The 16,317-nt window shown below is 35.6% G+C and carries 21 protein-coding genes; all 21 read right to left on the bottom strand.

Annotated elements, in window-relative coordinates:
• Positions 1–20: 20 nt before the first annotated feature.
• Positions 21–896 (bottom strand): LEA/WHy family protein, encoded by an 876-nt coding sequence (locus A3EE_RS0116370; RefSeq protein WP_018344527.1) that lies wholly within the window; start codon positions 894–896, stop codon positions 21–23.
• 197 nt (positions 897–1,093) lie between these two features.
• Positions 1,094–2,293, bottom strand: coding sequence for a serpin family protein (locus A3EE_RS20870; protein ID WP_157447073.1), 1,200 nt, complete (start codon positions 2,291–2,293; stop codon positions 1,094–1,096).
• 131 nt (positions 2,294–2,424) lie between these two features.
• Positions 2,425–3,441 carry a pirin family protein gene (locus A3EE_RS0116380; protein ID WP_018344529.1) on the bottom strand — a complete coding sequence of 339 codons (1,017 nt, stop codon included), beginning with the start codon at positions 3,439–3,441 and terminating at the stop codon, positions 2,425–2,427.
• 91 nt (positions 3,442–3,532) lie between these two features.
• Complete coding sequence (locus tag A3EE_RS0116385) at positions 3,533–5,821, bottom strand: penicillin-binding protein 1A (protein WP_026209830.1); 2,289 nt, start codon at positions 5,819–5,821, stop codon at positions 3,533–3,535.
• Positions 5,822–5,875: 54 nt separating this feature from the next.
• Positions 5,876–6,226: an FtsB family cell division protein gene (locus tag A3EE_RS0116390; protein WP_342662006.1), complete on the bottom strand. Its 351-nt coding sequence runs from the start codon at positions 6,224–6,226 to the stop codon at positions 5,876–5,878.
• A gap of 9 nt (positions 6,227–6,235) precedes the next feature.
• On the bottom strand, positions 6,236–7,519 hold the full coding sequence (eno, locus tag A3EE_RS0116395) for a phosphopyruvate hydratase (RefSeq protein WP_018344532.1): 1,284 nt from the start codon (positions 7,517–7,519) through the stop codon (positions 6,236–6,238).
• A 30-nt stretch (positions 7,520–7,549) separates the two neighbouring features.
• Positions 7,550–8,650: a glutamine-hydrolyzing carbamoyl-phosphate synthase small subunit gene (carA, locus tag A3EE_RS0116400; RefSeq protein WP_018344533.1), complete on the bottom strand. Its 1,101-nt coding sequence runs from the start codon at positions 8,648–8,650 to the stop codon at positions 7,550–7,552.
• A gap of 103 nt (positions 8,651–8,753) precedes the next feature.
• The gene (gene rplQ, locus A3EE_RS0116405) at positions 8,754–9,218 is read right to left on the bottom strand and encodes a 50S ribosomal protein L17 (protein ID WP_026209831.1); all 465 of its coding nucleotides are present in this window, start codon (positions 9,216–9,218) and stop codon (positions 8,754–8,756) included.
• 5 nt (positions 9,219–9,223) lie between these two features.
• Positions 9,224–10,213, bottom strand: a complete 990-nt coding sequence (locus A3EE_RS0116410; protein WP_026209832.1) for a DNA-directed RNA polymerase subunit alpha — start codon at positions 10,211–10,213, stop codon at positions 9,224–9,226.
• Between the two features lie 28 nt (positions 10,214–10,241).
• Positions 10,242–10,847, bottom strand: a complete 606-nt coding sequence (gene rpsD, locus A3EE_RS0116415; RefSeq protein WP_018344536.1) for a 30S ribosomal protein S4 — start codon at positions 10,845–10,847, stop codon at positions 10,242–10,244.
• Between the two features lie 36 nt (positions 10,848–10,883).
• Positions 10,884–11,291: a 30S ribosomal protein S11 gene (gene rpsK, locus A3EE_RS0116420; RefSeq protein ID WP_018344537.1), complete on the bottom strand. Its 408-nt coding sequence runs from the start codon at positions 11,289–11,291 to the stop codon at positions 10,884–10,886.
• Between the two features lie 28 nt (positions 11,292–11,319).
• Entirely contained in the window at positions 11,320–11,697 is a 378-nt protein-coding gene (gene rpsM / locus A3EE_RS0116425) for a 30S ribosomal protein S13 (protein WP_018344538.1), read from the bottom strand.
• Between the two features lie 18 nt (positions 11,698–11,715).
• Entirely contained in the window at positions 11,716–11,832 is a 117-nt protein-coding gene (gene rpmJ / locus A3EE_RS21685) for a 50S ribosomal protein L36 (protein ID WP_072356053.1), read from the bottom strand.
• Between the two features lie 28 nt (positions 11,833–11,860).
• Complete coding sequence (gene infA, locus A3EE_RS0116430) at positions 11,861–12,079, bottom strand: translation initiation factor IF-1 (RefSeq protein WP_018344539.1); 219 nt, start codon at positions 12,077–12,079, stop codon at positions 11,861–11,863.
• Between the two features lie 8 nt (positions 12,080–12,087).
• Complete coding sequence (map, locus tag A3EE_RS0116435) at positions 12,088–12,867, bottom strand: type I methionyl aminopeptidase (protein WP_018344540.1); 780 nt, start codon at positions 12,865–12,867, stop codon at positions 12,088–12,090.
• A gap of 6 nt (positions 12,868–12,873) precedes the next feature.
• Complete coding sequence (gene secY / locus A3EE_RS0116440; protein ID WP_026209833.1) at positions 12,874–14,196, bottom strand: preprotein translocase subunit SecY; 1,323 nt, start codon at positions 14,194–14,196, stop codon at positions 12,874–12,876.
• Positions 14,196–14,648 (bottom strand): 50S ribosomal protein L15, encoded by a 453-nt coding sequence (gene rplO / locus A3EE_RS0116445; protein ID WP_018344542.1) that lies wholly within the window; start codon positions 14,646–14,648, stop codon positions 14,196–14,198. Before rplO ends, secY begins: the two co-directional genes overlap by 1 nt.
• A gap of 5 nt (positions 14,649–14,653) precedes the next feature.
• On the bottom strand, positions 14,654–14,830 hold the full coding sequence (gene rpmD, locus A3EE_RS0116450) for a 50S ribosomal protein L30 (protein ID WP_018344543.1): 177 nt from the start codon (positions 14,828–14,830) through the stop codon (positions 14,654–14,656).
• Between the two features lie 12 nt (positions 14,831–14,842).
• The gene (gene rpsE / locus A3EE_RS0116455; RefSeq protein ID WP_018344544.1) at positions 14,843–15,361 is read right to left on the bottom strand and encodes a 30S ribosomal protein S5; all 519 of its coding nucleotides are present in this window, start codon (positions 15,359–15,361) and stop codon (positions 14,843–14,845) included.
• Positions 15,362–15,381: 20 nt separating this feature from the next.
• Positions 15,382–15,732 (bottom strand): 50S ribosomal protein L18, encoded by a 351-nt coding sequence (gene rplR, locus A3EE_RS0116460; RefSeq protein ID WP_018344545.1) that lies wholly within the window; start codon positions 15,730–15,732, stop codon positions 15,382–15,384.
• A gap of 9 nt (positions 15,733–15,741) precedes the next feature.
• The gene (rplF, locus tag A3EE_RS0116465; RefSeq protein WP_018344546.1) at positions 15,742–16,296 is read right to left on the bottom strand and encodes a 50S ribosomal protein L6; all 555 of its coding nucleotides are present in this window, start codon (positions 16,294–16,296) and stop codon (positions 15,742–15,744) included.
• Positions 16,297–16,317 lie beyond the last annotated feature (21 nt).

Raw genomic sequence — 16,317 nt, forward strand, 5'->3', positions numbered from 1 at the left:
GGATCTACACATTTAATGTATCAGTTTTCCAACATTCCAATTTCTCCATTAGAATGAATCATAAGTTCACTATCCTTTAAAGAATGTATATCTGTTTGCGGTTTTGTTGTAATAGTAATATCATACTTCATTTTTTTGCCTTTTTTAATATAGTCAGCTAGTGTTCGACTTATTTGCTTAAAGCTTAATTGAACAGGAATATGAACACTTGTGGAATCATTCGGCTTAATTTGAATTGTCCCAGGGATTTCTCCGAGAATTTCTTTCTCATCCTCGATTTTTATTCGATATTTAAAATTGCTAAAACTGAATTGCGTCGTATTATTATTCAGTACTAAAAGATCGATTCCTAATTCTGTTTCTGAAGTGGTTAGCTTTTCAATTTTAAATTTCTTTACTTCAATTTTGGGTATTAAAATTAAAGGTATTTTCTTTTCAATTTTAATTTTCGCAGAACCTTTAGGAATAAGGCTACTATATAAAATTGCATCTATTTTTAGCATAGAGCTATCGCGCCCTTCTTTTCTCAATCGCTCAAATAATTCTATACGTTCTTTATAATTAATACTTAAGGGAATTGTAATGGTTGAAGTATCATTTGCGTCGATGTTTATAGGTTCCGCATAGCTACTCTTTCCTATTTTTTCATTTTCGACAAAAATCACATATGTAATACTATCAATAGAAATCCCAATGGGAACATTATTTACTAATTGTATATGAGCGAGTAAATCAGCCCTTTCAGAAGTCAGCTTAATAAGATCTACTTTAGCAATTGTTATCGAAGGAAGGGCAGCCTCTTCTATGGATTCATTCTTTTTGTAAAAATGGGTCAGTGTATATATTATCCCGCCAATTAATAACAAAATGATTAGTATGGCTAAATATTTTTTCATTTGAATAGCTAGTAAATAATTTTCTTATAAAATGTATGTATACTTAATATAAGTATTATTTATCTAAGAACTTTTCAATAAAAAATATTTTTTTTACACAAAAAAGGTCGAAAATTATTCCGACCTTAAAATTAAATATCATTCATTTTTTCTTCTCTTCCATCTACCTGCAAGACAAAGACGAATAAAGAACTATTCTAATAACCAACATTTGGAGGCATACCACCATTGTTCGTTCGTGGACCAGTATATACTTTAACATCTTTGCCATTCACTTCTGTTGGATTAACAACACTTCCCATAAACAAAATCGTTTCGGTTTGCTTGTCTACAATCAAAAATAAAAATGGTTTGTTGGCATTAAATTCAATTGGCTTGGCTTCAACACTTCTAATCATACTTACGCTCGTAACAGCTGCAGCTTCACTCCCCTTTTCATTCACCGCAATAAACGTTTTATGTACCACTTTTGAAATAAACAAACCTTTGGGTGCTACTCCGGAAAAATCAGCGCCGTAAGTAAAGGGATCTGTTAAGCCCATTTGCTTTAATTCATTCGACAATTCAAAATCGGCCGCGAATGTAAATTTCGGCAAATAAACATTTACCTTTTGCTCCGCTAACCCAAATCTATAATCTCCAAATGTTTGGGCACTCATATTTTCAATTATGTCAGCAAGAGTATATTTTTCCTTAGGCAACACAATTATTATTGAAAGTTCATTGCCCTTGTAAGGCATCTCTAAAACCTGACTGTAATCATCATGATAATAATTAAAATTATGTTTTTGATACATCATATCTACAATATTTTTCTTATTTCTATTGACTGAAAAAGTATCCTTTCTAGTGTTTTTCTCATCAAATTCATAAAGCCAATTTCCTTTAAAATAAATGGCATTCGTTAATAATACTTGAGTTTGAGCCAATGCTGGATCTGTAATAATATTGTCAATCTTATTTTTGGTTTTAGCCTTGACCCATTCATTTACAGCCGCGGCATTCGTTATTGGATAAACGGATGCGTTATAATATTTATAAAGCAGATCAATATATTGCTGATGTACTTTTTCTTCATCCCTTTTCCAAATTGCATTTGCCATTGCAAGACGGATAGAAGTGTCTCCTTTAAATAAATTTAATCGACGTTGAATTTCAGCAAATGCCTCATTTGATTTTTCTTGATCTCCCTCGAAATGAAGTATATTTTGCATTTGCACCTTTGTTTCATTGCGTGCACCGGCATAAGCCATCGATAGTGCAAATGAAATACTATATGGAGAAATGCAGATACTCGTATCTTTCTTAAACGCTTGTTTAAAAAGTTCGAAAGCAAAATCCGTATTGCCAATAACCGTTTTATTTATGGATTGTGCGTTTGAAGAAATAAAAAGCAACCCAATAAAAATGGTTGTTAATGCAGATCTAAAATTCATAACAAATAATTTAATAATGAAAATATAATATCCTTTGAACGAAGAAATAAATAAGATAGTATGTATTAAAAATAGATTAATTATTTTGATACTTACATTTTCTCTTCTCGCCCATCCGCATGCAGCGCAAAGCGCCCTCTGTCACGCGCATGTGCCTGCTCATGATTTGGCCAGGGCCAACCACCGAATTGTGTTTTCTGATATTCAGCAAATGCTTCTCTGATTTCTTCTTCTGTATTCATAACAAACGGACCGTATTGTACAACCGGCTCATTCATTGGTTTACCTTGCAGCAATAATAAATAACATGGTTCATTTCCTGCTTCAAGTGTTACATCCACATCTGATTTCAACTGCACAGAATGATAAACAGAAATATCCGTTGCAGCAATTTTTATTGCACCACCTTTATAAAAATACAACATTCTGTTTACGCCGGCTTCTGTTTTAGGTAATGTCCACGTTGCGTCCGCATTCAATTTTATGGTAAGAATTGAAACATGATTATTTGCTTCTGCAGCCCATGAATCAGGAGTTGGCTTAGGTGCATGCTTACCTTTCAAATATCCAGCAATAACATTTACTTCAACCGCTCGTCCATTCGTATCCGTTTCTGTTAATACCGGAATGTTTTCGTTCCAAAGCATTTTAAAATGCGGCTGCACAAACTTACTTCTCTTTGGTAAATTCAACCAGATCTGAAACAACTCCATCGGATTTGGTTTATCTGTATGTAGCAACGGAAATATTTCAGAATGTAATACACCTTTACCTGCAGTCATCCATTGTACATCACCAGTACTAAAACGACCTGCAGCTCCCAACGAATCTGTATGATCAACCACACCTTCTTTAACAACCGTAACAGTCTCAAAGCCTCTGTGCGGATGATATGGAAAGCCGGGCATGGTTTGTCCGTGATACATATTCCATTTGTCTTTGCCTGAAAAATCCTGTCCGATATTTCTCCCTGCTAATGAAACAGCAGGTCCCATCTTTTCATTTCCGATCGGAAACTCATCGCGATGATGTACACAAAAAATAAACGGATCCAATGTTTCCCAGGGAAAGCCTAATGGTTTTATGTTAATGATTGCTGTTGATTCCATGTGTATGTCTGATTAAAAAAATTCATCAGACTATTTTATGTAGTCTGATGAATTATAAATTTCTTAAATACGGATAATAAAACAGTAAATATTATTCTACAATTTCTGCATCCGGCAACTGATCTTCCTCGACAGCTTCTTCAGTGAGTGCTAAGCTATCAACTACTACACGATCAGGTCTACGCGGACAATTAATATTGATACTCATACGTGAAGGCATTTTAAAGCGTCCCATACGAATATCTAAAGAAGTATCTGCATATACTTTCTCCATAAACAATCCAAAGATCGGTAATGCCGTCTTGGATCCTTCGCCGGTTGCAGATGTCCTAAAGTGTATACTACGATCTTCTCCGCCTACCCATACGCCACCTACCAAATGCGTAGATACTCCCATATACCAGCCATCAGAATAATTTGATGAGGTACCGGTTTTTCCACCCATTTCATTTCCTCTGAAAATATCATATTGAAACAATGCCTGAGATGTACCCCCACCTTCTTCTGTTCCACCTTTTAACATGTATACCATCACTGCAGCCGCTTCTTCGCTTAATGCATCTTTACGTTCAGGTGCCGCCTCAAAAATAACATTGCCACTATTGTCTTCAATACGTTCAATGAAAGTTGGTTCAGTCCACACGCCTTTATTTAAGAAGGTACTGTAAGCACCTACCATTTCAAATACGTTCACATCGCTCGAACCAAGACATATAGAAGGAACAGGTCGAAGTTCACTTTCAATACCCAACTTATGCGCCATCTCAATAACTGCATTTACTCCTACCATTTTAGTTAGTCGAGCTGCAATGGTATTGATCGAACGAGCCATACCTCTACGCAGGTTCAACGAATCGCCGGAATACACCCAGTCAGCATTGCGTGGTGTCCAAACAATGTGTTTGCCATCCTCTTCGTATTCAAACGTAATTGGCAAATCAGGTATTAAGGTGCATGGGGAGATACCTTTTGAAATTGCAGTCGCATATACAAAAGGTTTAAATGAAGAGCCAGGTTGACGCTTACTTTGCTTTACATGGTCGTATTGAAAATGCTTATAATTAATACCTCCAACCCACGTCTTAATATAACCGCTGTATGGATCCATAGTCATAAATCCTGTATGTAAAAAGTGCTTGTAATAAGCAATCGAATCATACGGACTCATTAATGTATCAATATCTCCTTCCCAGCTGAATACAGACATCTTTACAGGGGTCTTGAACACAATCATTATAGAATCATTATTCTTACCGTATTTCTTTTCTAATGCTTTATAACGATCGGTATCCTTTGCAACATCTTCTATGAAATTCGGAATTTCCGTTTTATTCTGATAACGCCAAGGTTTCTCCCCTTCCCAATGCTTATTAAACCTACGCTGCAACACTTTCATGTGTTCGGAAACAGATTCTTCAGCATGCACCTGCATACGGGAATCGATCGTCGTATAAATTTTTAGACCGTCGCCGTATAGATCTTTGTCATTCTTCTTACACCATTCCTGCAGATATTTACTAACCATTGTTCTAAAATAGGTTGCTGAACCATCCGAATGTTTTTCAACTTCATAGTTCAGTTTAATAGGCTGCATTTTTAATGTATTGAATTGAAGATGTGTGATGAATTTATTTTCAAACATCAATTCCAAAACCGTATTCCTTCTATTAAAACAATTTTCAGGATTTAAGATCGGACTGTAACTTGTGGGTGCCTTAAGCAAACCTACCAGCATAGCGGCTTGCGAGATACTTAAACTATCCTGACCTTTCCGGAAAAATGTTTTTGCAGCTACTTTAATTCCAAATGAATTACTTCCAAAATCTACTGTGTTCAGATACAAAGCTAAAATCTCGTTTTTGGTATACATGCTTTCAAGAGTGATTGCTAACTCCCACTCTTTTACTTTTGCAATAAAAATATTAAAACCGGGAATATAGCCCAACACCCCTTTTTCTTTAATGCCACGTGTCTTAAATAAATTTTTTGCAAGCTGCTGTGTGATTGTACTGGAGCCACGTTTGTCACCTTTTGCCATATAGTAAAAGATTCCAAAAACACCTTTCAAGTCAATGCCTGCATGCTCTCTGAAACGAATATCTTCTGTTGTAATAAGTGCATTTATTACATTCGGAGAAATTTCTGAATAGGTTACAGGACTGCGATTTTCTCTAAAATACTTGCCTAATAATACACCATCTGAAGAATATACTTCAGATGCCAATTCATTTTTAGGATTTTCCAATTTAACCAAATCGGGCATCTGGCCAAATGCGCCAAGGTAGTTCACGCGTATTAATATAGACCAAAGGAATAAGGTGTATAGCCCGCCAATGAAGAGCGTCCAGAGTATTGTAGTATATCGAGTATATTTATTCATGAATGCATTTCTGCTTAGCTAAAACAAGCACAAGTATTGGAAGGTGTATTAATTTTATTCTTCTACAAGAATGTAGATGTCTTCTGTAGGTTTTTTCATTAAGTAATGCTCTCTGGCAAATTTTTCAAGCTTTACTTTATCTTTCATCAAAGCTTCTTCTTCAGCTTTAACTTCTATAATTTTTTGTTCATAATACTCACGTTCACTTTCAAGATCACTGAGTTGACTTCTCATTTTATACTGGCTTATGATATCATTTGAATCAAAAAAAATCATCCAAATAATAAATACGACGGCGAATAGGAAGAAAAAATTCCTAAAGAAAGGAGGTAGCGTTTTTGTCCATTCGAATATTTTCATAACGCAATTTACAAAAAAAAATGTCCCGCTAATAGTGCGGGACATTTAGTTATATTACTTACGCATATTCTTACCAGGGAAGTATGCAGCTTCACCCAATTCTTCTTCAATACGTAACAATTGGTTGTATTTAGCCATACGATCAGAACGAGAACAAGATCCAGTTTTGATTTGACCGCAATTTAATGCAACAGCTAAGTCAGCAATTGTATTGTCTTCTGTTTCACCTGAACGGTGAGACATGATTGATGTATATGAATTTCTCTTAGCCAAATTAACAGCAGAGATGGTTTCAGTTAACGAGCCGATTTGGTTTACTTTAACCAAGATCGAGTTAGCGATTCCTTGGTCGATTCCTTGTTGTAAACGATTAACGTTTGTTACAAACAAATCATCACCTACTAATTGTACTTTATCGCCAACTAGTTTAGTCAATTCAGCCCAACCAGACCAGTCATCTTCATCCATACCATCTTCGATAGATACGATTGGATAACGCTTAACTAAATCAGCCCAGAAAGCAGCCATTTGAGAAGAAGTTAATTTATCTCCAGTTGATTTTTTGAAATGGTATAATTTAGTTTCAGAATCATAGAATTCAGAAGCTGCTGCATCAAATGCAATCATCACGTCTTCACCTGGTCTGTAGCCTGCTGCTTCGATCGCTTGAATAACAGTAATTAAAGCTTCTTCGTTAGATGCAATGTTTGGAGCGAAACCACCTTCATCACCTACGTTTGTAGACATGCCTTTTGATTTCAATACTTTTGCAAGATTATGGAAGATCTCAGAACCCATACGCATAGCCTCAGTGAATGATTTTGCACCTGTGGGCATAATCATAAACTCCTGGAAATCGATTGAGTTATCTGCATGAGAACCACCGTTGATGATGTTCATCATTGGTACAGGCAATGTGTTAGCACTAACACCACCCACATATCTATATAAAGGCAAGCCAGCTTCCTGAGCTGCTGCTTTAGCTAATGCTAAAGAAACACCTAAGATTGCGTTAGCACCTAATTTACCTTTGTTTGGAGTACCATCTAAATCAATCATTAAACGATCGATCAGGTTTTGCTCAAATACATGAGAACCGATCAATTCCGGAGCAATGATATCATTTACGTTTGCAACAGCTTTTAAAACGCTTTTGCCCATGTAGATTGATTTGTCATTATCTCTCAACTCTACTGCTTCATGCTTACCAGTTGATGCACCAGATGGAACTGCTGCTCTTCCGATTAAACCATTTTCCGTAATTACATCTACTTCGATAGTAGGATTTCCTCTTGAGTCAAAAATCTGACGTGCAACGATTTCTTCTATTAAGCTCATCTTCGTTTTATTTTAAATTTATTTAATATACTAGTTTAAGTTTGATACAAATTGATCGAATAAGTATCTGGAGTCATGCGGACCTGGAGAAGACTCCGGGTGATATTGTACAGAAAATGCATTCTTGTCTTTAAGACGAATACCTTCTACTGTGTTATCATTTAAATTAATGTGTGTGATCTCAACATTGCTATCCTTTGGAATTGAATTTGCATCCACAGCAAAACCATGGTTCTGAGACGTAACTTCAGATAAACCAGAAATTAAGTTTTTTACCGGATGATTCAAACCTCTATGTCCATTAGGCATTTTATACGTTGGAATTCCGTTCGCTTCAGCAAGAATCTGATGTCCTAAACAGATCCCGAACATAGGTTTGTTTTCAGACAATATTTCTTTTACCGTATCAATCGCATAGCTTGTTACTGCTGGATCTCCAGGGCCGTTCGAAATAAAATATCCATTTGGAGCCCAGGATTTCATTTCAGTATAAGTAGTCTTCGCAGGGAATACTTTTAAGTAGCAATTTCTTTCTGTAAGGTTTCTTAAGATATTCGTTTTAACACCAAGATCTAATACAGCAACTTTATATTTTGAATCCGGATTCCCTAAAAAATAACTTTCTTTTGTAGATACAATACTGGAAAGTTCCAAGCCTTTCATGGAAGGTACATTTTTCACCTCTTGCTTCAACTTTTCTACATCCAGAATCTCAGAAGAGACTACAGCATTCATTGTTTTTCCGGCCTTGCGAATATGTCTCACTAATTCTCTAGTGTCAATATCACTGATGCCTACAATATTATTCTTTTCAAAATACTCCTGTAATGATCCGTCTCCATCTTTTCTGGAAAACATTTCGGAGAAATTTCTGCAAACCAACCCGCTGAATTTAACTCCTGCAGATTCTTGTTCGTCTTCTTTAACGCCATAATTACCAATATGACTTGTGGTGTTAACAATGATTTGACCGTAATAAGATGGGTCAGTATAAATCTCTTGATAACCAGTCATTCCTGTATTAAAACAAATCTCACCTGATGTTGTACCAATCTTTCCAACAGCAATGCCTTTATACCAGGTGCCATCTTCCAACATTAAATAAGCGTCTTTTTGTTCGTGGAGTTTCATTATAAATTTGAATGGTTGAATTTAAACAAAATAAAAAAGGATTCAACAAAAGTCAAATCCTTTTTTATTTAAGATATTGTTAAACATTTTTGCTTTGTTAGCATTATGCTTGTGGTTCAGTACCTGTTGATTCAGAATCATCTTTCTTAGCAGCAGTAGAACGACGAGTTCTTTTTGCAACTTTAACTTCAGTTTCTTTAACGTATGTTTCGTTGTAATCAACTAATTCAATGATACACATATCAGCGTTATCGCCAATACGAGCACCTGTTTTTAAGATTCTAGTGTAACCACCTGGTCTTGCTGCGATTTTCTCAACAACATTGTCAAATAATTCTTTAACTGAATCTTTATTTTGAAGATAAGAGAAAACCGTTCTTCTACTGTGCGTAGAATCTGCTTTCGCTTTTGTAATCAAAGGTTCAACATACTTTCTAAGCTCTTTTGCTTTAGCAACTGTAGTTGAAATTCTTTTATGAACAATCAAAGAAGAAGCCATGTTTGATAATAGAGCTCTTCTGTGAGTTACTGTTCTACCTAGGTGATTGTCTTTTTTACCGTGTCTCATTGCGATTAATCCTCGTCAAGTTTGTACTTAGCCGTATCCATTCCAAAGGATAAGTTTTTATCTATAATTAACTGCTCTAACTCGTTTAGAGACTTCTTACCAAAGTTGCGGAACTTCATCATGTCAGAAATATCAAGAGTAGCAAGCTCTCCTAATGTTTTGATATCAGCAGCCTTTAAACAGTTGTAAGCACGTACAGACAAGTCTAGATCAGCTAGAGATGTTTTCAAAAGCTTTCTCATGTGTAAGAATTCTTCATCAACAGTCTCTTCTTCTTCAGCCTTCACAGCCTCAAACGTCATCGTTTGATCTGAGAATAACATGAAGTGTTTTATTAAAATATTAGCAGCACCTTTCAATGCATCTTCAGGATGAATAGATCCGTCAGTTAATATTTCAAGAATTAGTTTTTCGTAATCCGTTCTTTGTTCTACCCTTGTGTTCTCAACACTGTATTTTACATTTTTGATTGGTGTAAAAATAGCATCGATCGGAATATAACCAAAGATTTGTTCTGCTGGTTTGTTTTCTTCTGCAGGCAAATAACCACGGCCTTTTTCAAGTGTTAACTCGATATCAAAGTTAGAATTAGAATCTACGTTGCAGATTAATAATTCAGGGTTTAAGATTTGATAAGCAGAAGTAAACTTAGCAATATCTCCAGCCTTGAAAGAAGATTGTTTCTTGATACTAACAACGATTTTATTTTCGTTCACGTCAGATATCTTTTTGAAACGAACTTGTTTAAGGTTCAAGATAATCTCAGTTACATCTTCCCTTACGCCAGGAATCGTAGAGAACTCATGTAACACACCAGGAACTTTGATTCCAGTGATCGCATAACCTTCAAGAGAAGATAATAAAATTCTTCTTAAAGCATTACCGATAGTTACACCATATCCTTTTTCAAGAGGTTTGAATTCAAACAGACCATGAAAGTCGTCTGCTTTTTCCATAACCACTTTTTCCGGCATTTGAAAAGAAAGAATAGACATAAATATATAGTTAGATTATGTTTATTTATTATTTAGAGTACAACTCGACAATCAGTTGTTCCTGGATATTTTCAGGAATTTCGTCACGTTGAGGGTAAGTTACAAATTTACCTAACATGCTTGAATCATCCCATTCCAACCAAGTAAATTTCTTAGCAGATTGAGTAGAAAGACTGTCTGTTATTGATTCAAGCGCTTTAGACTTCTCACGAACGCCTAATTGATCACCTGGTTTCAATTGGTATGAAGGGATATTTACGATATCACCATTCACTACAATATGTTTGTGAATTACAAGTTGACGAGCAGCTCTTCTAGATGTTGCAATACCTAAACGGTAAACTGTGTTATCTAAACGAGCTTCAAGCATTTTCAAAAGGTTTTCACCAGTGATACCTTGTTTTCTTGCTGCTGTATCGAAAGTTTTAGCAAATTGTCTTTCTAATACACCATAAGTATATTTAGCCTTTTGCTTTTCTTTCAACTGAATAGAATATTCAGATTGCTTTCTTTTTTTATTTCTACCGTGCATTCCGGGCGCATAGTTCTTCTTCTGAAGTGCTTTGCTATCTCCCATTACAGGCTCACCGAATCTTCTCGAGATTCTAGCTCTAGGGCCAGTATAACGTGCCATTTTTTATTAATTAATATTAATGTTCAATTAAAATAATTAGACTCTTCTCTTTTTAGGAGGTCTGCACCCGTTATGTGGCATAGGTGTTACGTCTTTGATAACTAACACTTCGATACCTGCATTTTGGATGGTGCGAATTGCAGACTCTCTACCTGAGCCTGGTCCTTTTACAAAAACTTCACACTTTCTCATTCCGCCTTCAAAGGCAACTTGAGCACAGTTTTGCGCTGCAACCTGAGCAGCGTAAGGAGTATTCTTTTTAGATCCGCGGAATCCCATTTTACCAGCAGAAGCCCAAGATATAACTTGACCTGTACTGTTAGTAACAGAAATGATAATGTTGTTAAAAGAAGCTCTGATATGAACCTGTCCTGTTGGTTCGATAACTACGATTCTTTTTTTAGCCTTATCTTTTCTTTTCGCGGCTGTTGATTGTTGAGCCATATTCTGAATTAAATATCAGTTGTAATTACTACTTAGTTGCTTTCTTTTTATTCGCAACTGTCTTACGCTTACCCTTACGAGTACGGCAGTTATTTTTTGTACGCTGACCACGTACAGGTAAACCTTTTCTGTGACGAAGGCCTCTGTAACAGCCGATATCCATCAAACGTTTAATGCTTAATTGCACTTCAGACTTAAGAGCACCTTCAGTTTTGTGTTCAGAACCGATGATAGCACGAATTGCATTCGCTTCTTCATCATTCCACTCACTTACTTTCTTATCCCAGCTTACGCCAGCTTTCGTCAAAATACTTTGAGCTGAGTTACGACCAATACCATAGATGTAAGTCAAAGAAACTTCACCTCTTTTGTTATCGGGAATATCAACACCAGAAATCCTTGCCATAGTATTATTCTATTATTATTAACCTTGTCTTTGTTTGAACCTTGGGTTCTTCTTATTGATTACTAGAAGTTTGCCGTGTCTTCTGACAACTTTGCAATCTACACTTCTTTTTTTGATCGATGTTTTTACTTTCATCGTCTTATTGATTTATAAGTTAAATTTATTATTTATAACGGAATACGATTCTACCTTTTGTCAAATCATATGGAGACATCTCCATTCTAACCTTATCTCCTGGTAAAATCTTTATATAATTCATTCGCATCTTACCGGAAATGTGTGCAATAACTTGATGGCCGTTGCCCAATTCAACGCGGAACATTGCGTTTGATAAAGCTTCTAATATTTTGCCATCTTGTTCAATTGATGCTTGTTTCGACATGCGATGAATTAAATATTAATTATTTTTTCTATGAATTCAAAGGTAGTCAAAATTTCTGGTTTTCCCTTTTTTACTGCTACCGTATGTTCGAAATGTGCCGAAGGCATTTTATCTGAAGTGCGAATTGTCCATCCATCATTTTCCTGAATAACATTTTTCTTACCCAAATTAATCATCGGCTCAATAGCAATTACCAGATTTTCTTCTAGTTTTAGCCCTTTGCCTCTGTTTCCATAATTAGGAACTTCAGGTTTTTCATGAAGGTTTTTACCTAAACCATGTCCAACCAATTCTCTAACCACTGAATAACCTTCTTTCTCAACGAACGTTTGTATTGAAAAGCCTATATCACCAATTCGATTGCCTACTACAGCTTGTTCAATACCTTTATATAAACTCTCTTTTGTAACTCGAAGAAGCTTTAATACTTCTTCTTTAACATTGCCTACAGGGTAAGTATAAGCGGAATCACTATGGAATCCTTTGTACTTTACACCGCAATCAACAGAGATAATATCACCATCTTTTAATTCATATTCACTTGGTAGACCATGAACAACAATTTCATTCACAGAAATACAAAGTGTGGAGGGGAAACCATTATAACCTTTAAAGGAAGGGATACCTCCGTTATCAGCTATGAATTGATAAGCAATTTTATCTAATTCTTTTGTTTTAACTCCAGGTCTAATGATTTTTGCAATTTCTGCATGAGCCTTTCCAAGTATTATTCCGCTCTCACGTATAATATCAAGCTCTTCATTAGACTTGTAATGAATTACAGCCATTTTAAATTAAACAACTGCAGTGTCTAATCTTCCTTTAACTCGACCACTTTGCATCATTCCATCATAATGCTTCATCAATAAGAAACTCTCAATTTGTTGAAGCGTGTCAAGAACAACACCAATCATAATCAATAAAGAAGTACCACCATAGAAGTAAGCAAATTCTCTTTCAATTCCAGCCATACTTGCAAACGCAGGCAGGATCGCTAAAACTGCAAGAAATATTGATCCAGGCAATGTGATTTTTGTTAATACATCATCAATGTATTCTGAAGTAGCAACACCAGGTTTAACACTAGGTATAAATCCACCATTTCTTCTTAAATCTTCAGCAATAGTATTTGGATTAACCGTAATTGCAGTATAGAAATAAGTGAAAAGAATAATCATTGTTGCAAATACAACATTGTATTGCCAAGATGTAAAATCACTCATTGTTGTTCCTATTGTACTTGCAAACTCAGATTCAGGAAAAGAAGAACCTAAAATTGCTGGTAAGAACATTACAGATTGAGCAAATATAATCGGCATTACACCAGCTGCAATTAATTTTAATGGCAAATATTGACGTTGACCAATTACTTGTTTGCCACCTGCGATTTGTCTTGTGTACTGAATCGGTATTCTTCGTGTTGCTTGTTGTACAAGTACAACCAACAAAATAATAAAGAACAACGCTCCAAATTCAAATAACAATGCTAAGCTTCCAGGGAGACCTTTAGATCCTACTTCAGCCATTAAAGCAAAAGGAAGTCTAGAAACAATCCCGATCATGATCAACATAGAGATACCGTTACCAATACCTTTTTCAGTGATACGTTCTCCTAACCACATACAGAACATTGTTCCTGAGATTAGAGTTACAATTCTAACGATGTCCATCATAGGATTATTCATCCCATCATAAAACATTCCATCACTTAACGTTGCTTTCAAATATCCAATTGATTGAGCAACAGTAATGAATATTGTCAGAATTCTTGTATACTGATTTATTTTCTTTCTACCGGATTCTCCGTCTTTTTGAAGACGTTGAAAATAAGGAACTGCGAAAGTTAATAACTGTAAGACAATTGAAGCTGAAATATACGGCATTATACCTAAACCAAATACAGATACGTTGTTAAACGCGCCACCTGAAAAGGTATTGATAACACCTAATATACCCTCTGAACTACCGGCTTCACTGATTTTACTAGGATCTACTCCTGGTAAAACAACAAAAGAACCTAGTCTGAACATAACTAGGAACGCAATAGTTGTGACGATTCTTGTACGAAGCTCGTCAATTGAGAATATATTCTTAAAAGTAGTAATGAAACGCTTCATTATCCTATAAGAGTAACTTTACCGCCTGCATTCACAATAGCTTCAGAAGCTGATGCTGAAAATGCATGTGCAATAATTTCTGCCTTAATTGATTTAACTTCTCCTCTTGCCAAGATTTTAACTTTATCGTTGTTTCCAACTAAACCATTTTGGTTCATTAAAGCTATATCAACAACAGAAGCACCTGTTTTTTCGATTAATTCAAGTAATTCATCCAAGTTAATTGGCTTGAATTCGATTTTGTTTAGAGGTTTAAATCCAAACTTAGGCAAACGACGTTGTAACGGCATTTGACCACCTTCAAAACCAATCTTAGAAGAATAACCAGATCTTGATTTAGCTCCTTTATGACCTTTAGTTGATGTACCGCCTCTACCAGAACCAGTACCTCTACCTATACGTTTTGATGTTTTTACAGAACCTTTTGCAGGTCTTAATGTATGTAATTTCATAATACTTACTCGCTAACAACTACTAAATGATTAACTTTATTTATCATTCCTTTTATTGAAGGTGTAAGCTCTTGTTCAACTGTAGCATTGATTTTGCCCAAGCCTAAAGAAGCTAAAACTTTTTTCTGCTTATCAGTTTTTTTAATTGAACTTACAACTTGAGTAATTTTTACTTTTGCCATGATTATAAATAATTAACCATTAAATACTTTACTCATTGTAACACCACGCTGCATAGCTACTTTATGAGGAGCTCTCATTTTAACTAACGCATCAATAGTTGCTTTTACTACGTTGTGAGGATTTGAAGATCCCTTAGATTTTGCTAAGACATCCTTTACACCAGCACTTTCAAATACAGCACGCATCGCACCACCTGCAATAACCCCAGTACCTGGAGCAGCTGGCTTAACGAATACAAATCCGCCACTGTATTTACCAATCATTTCATGTGGTAGAGTTCCGTTAATTACAGGAACTTTAATAAGATTCTTTTTAGCGTCATCGATTGCTTTAGTGATAGCATCTGTAACTTCATTTGCTTTACCTAAACCATGACCAACAACACCGTGTCCATCTCCTACTACAACTATTGCAGAAAAGCTGAAACGACGTCCACCTTTTACTACTTTAGCAACGCGGTTAATAGCAACTACGTGCTCTTTAAGCTCGATTTCGCTTGCTTTTACCGTTTTAACGTTGACTTGAGACATAATATCTTTTCTTTATTGAATTAGAATGCTAAACCACCTTCTCTTGCACCTTCAGCCAATGCCTTCACACGACCATGATACAAAAAGCCACCTCTATCAAAAACAATGTTTTTAACGCCTTTGGCTGCTGCTTTTTCTGCTATTGTTTTCCCAACTAATGTAGAAATCTCGCATTTTGTTCCTTTGCTAGATTTAAACTCAGTAGAAGAACAGCTCGCAAGCGTTAAGCCACTGATATCATCAATTAATTGAGCATAGATACCTGTATTACTTCTGAATACAGACAATCTAGGTTTCTCAGCAGTACCAGAAATTTTATTTCTGATACCTCTTTTGATTCTGAGCCTTCTAAGATCTTTCTTAGTTGCCATATCTTAATATTATTTAGATGCTGTTTTACCAGCTTTTCTTCGTACAACTTCACCTTTGAATCGAACACCTTTACCTTTGTAAGGTTCGATTTTTCTTAGAGATCTGATTTTAGCAGAAACCTGACCGATCAATTGCTTATCAATACACTCTAACGTAACAATTGGGTTCTTACCTTTTTCTGTTACTGCAGAAGCAGTAATTTCTGTAGGTAATTTAAAGAATATACCGTGAGAATATCCTAAACTCAATTCTAAGACATTATTAGTTACAGTAGCTTTGTAACCAACACCGACTAATTCAAGATCGATTTTATAACCTTGACTTACTCCTACAACCATGTTGCCAATTAAAGAGCGATACAAGCCATGTAAAGCTTTGTGTCTTTTTTGCTCAGTAGGTCTTGCAACTACAACCTTTCCATCTTCTACGGAAACTTTGATATCTGAATCAACCTGTTGAGTAAGAGAACCTTTAGGGCCTTTTACTGTTACAAGATTATTTGCTGAAACAGATAATTCAACTTTTTCCGGAAGAGTTACAGGTAATTTACCAATACGTGACATAGTATTCGTCCGAAATTTTAA

Source organism: Cytophaga aurantiaca DSM 3654 (assembly GCF_000379725.1).
Lineage (GTDB): Bacteria > Bacteroidota > Bacteroidia > Cytophagales > Cytophagaceae > Cytophaga > Cytophaga aurantiaca.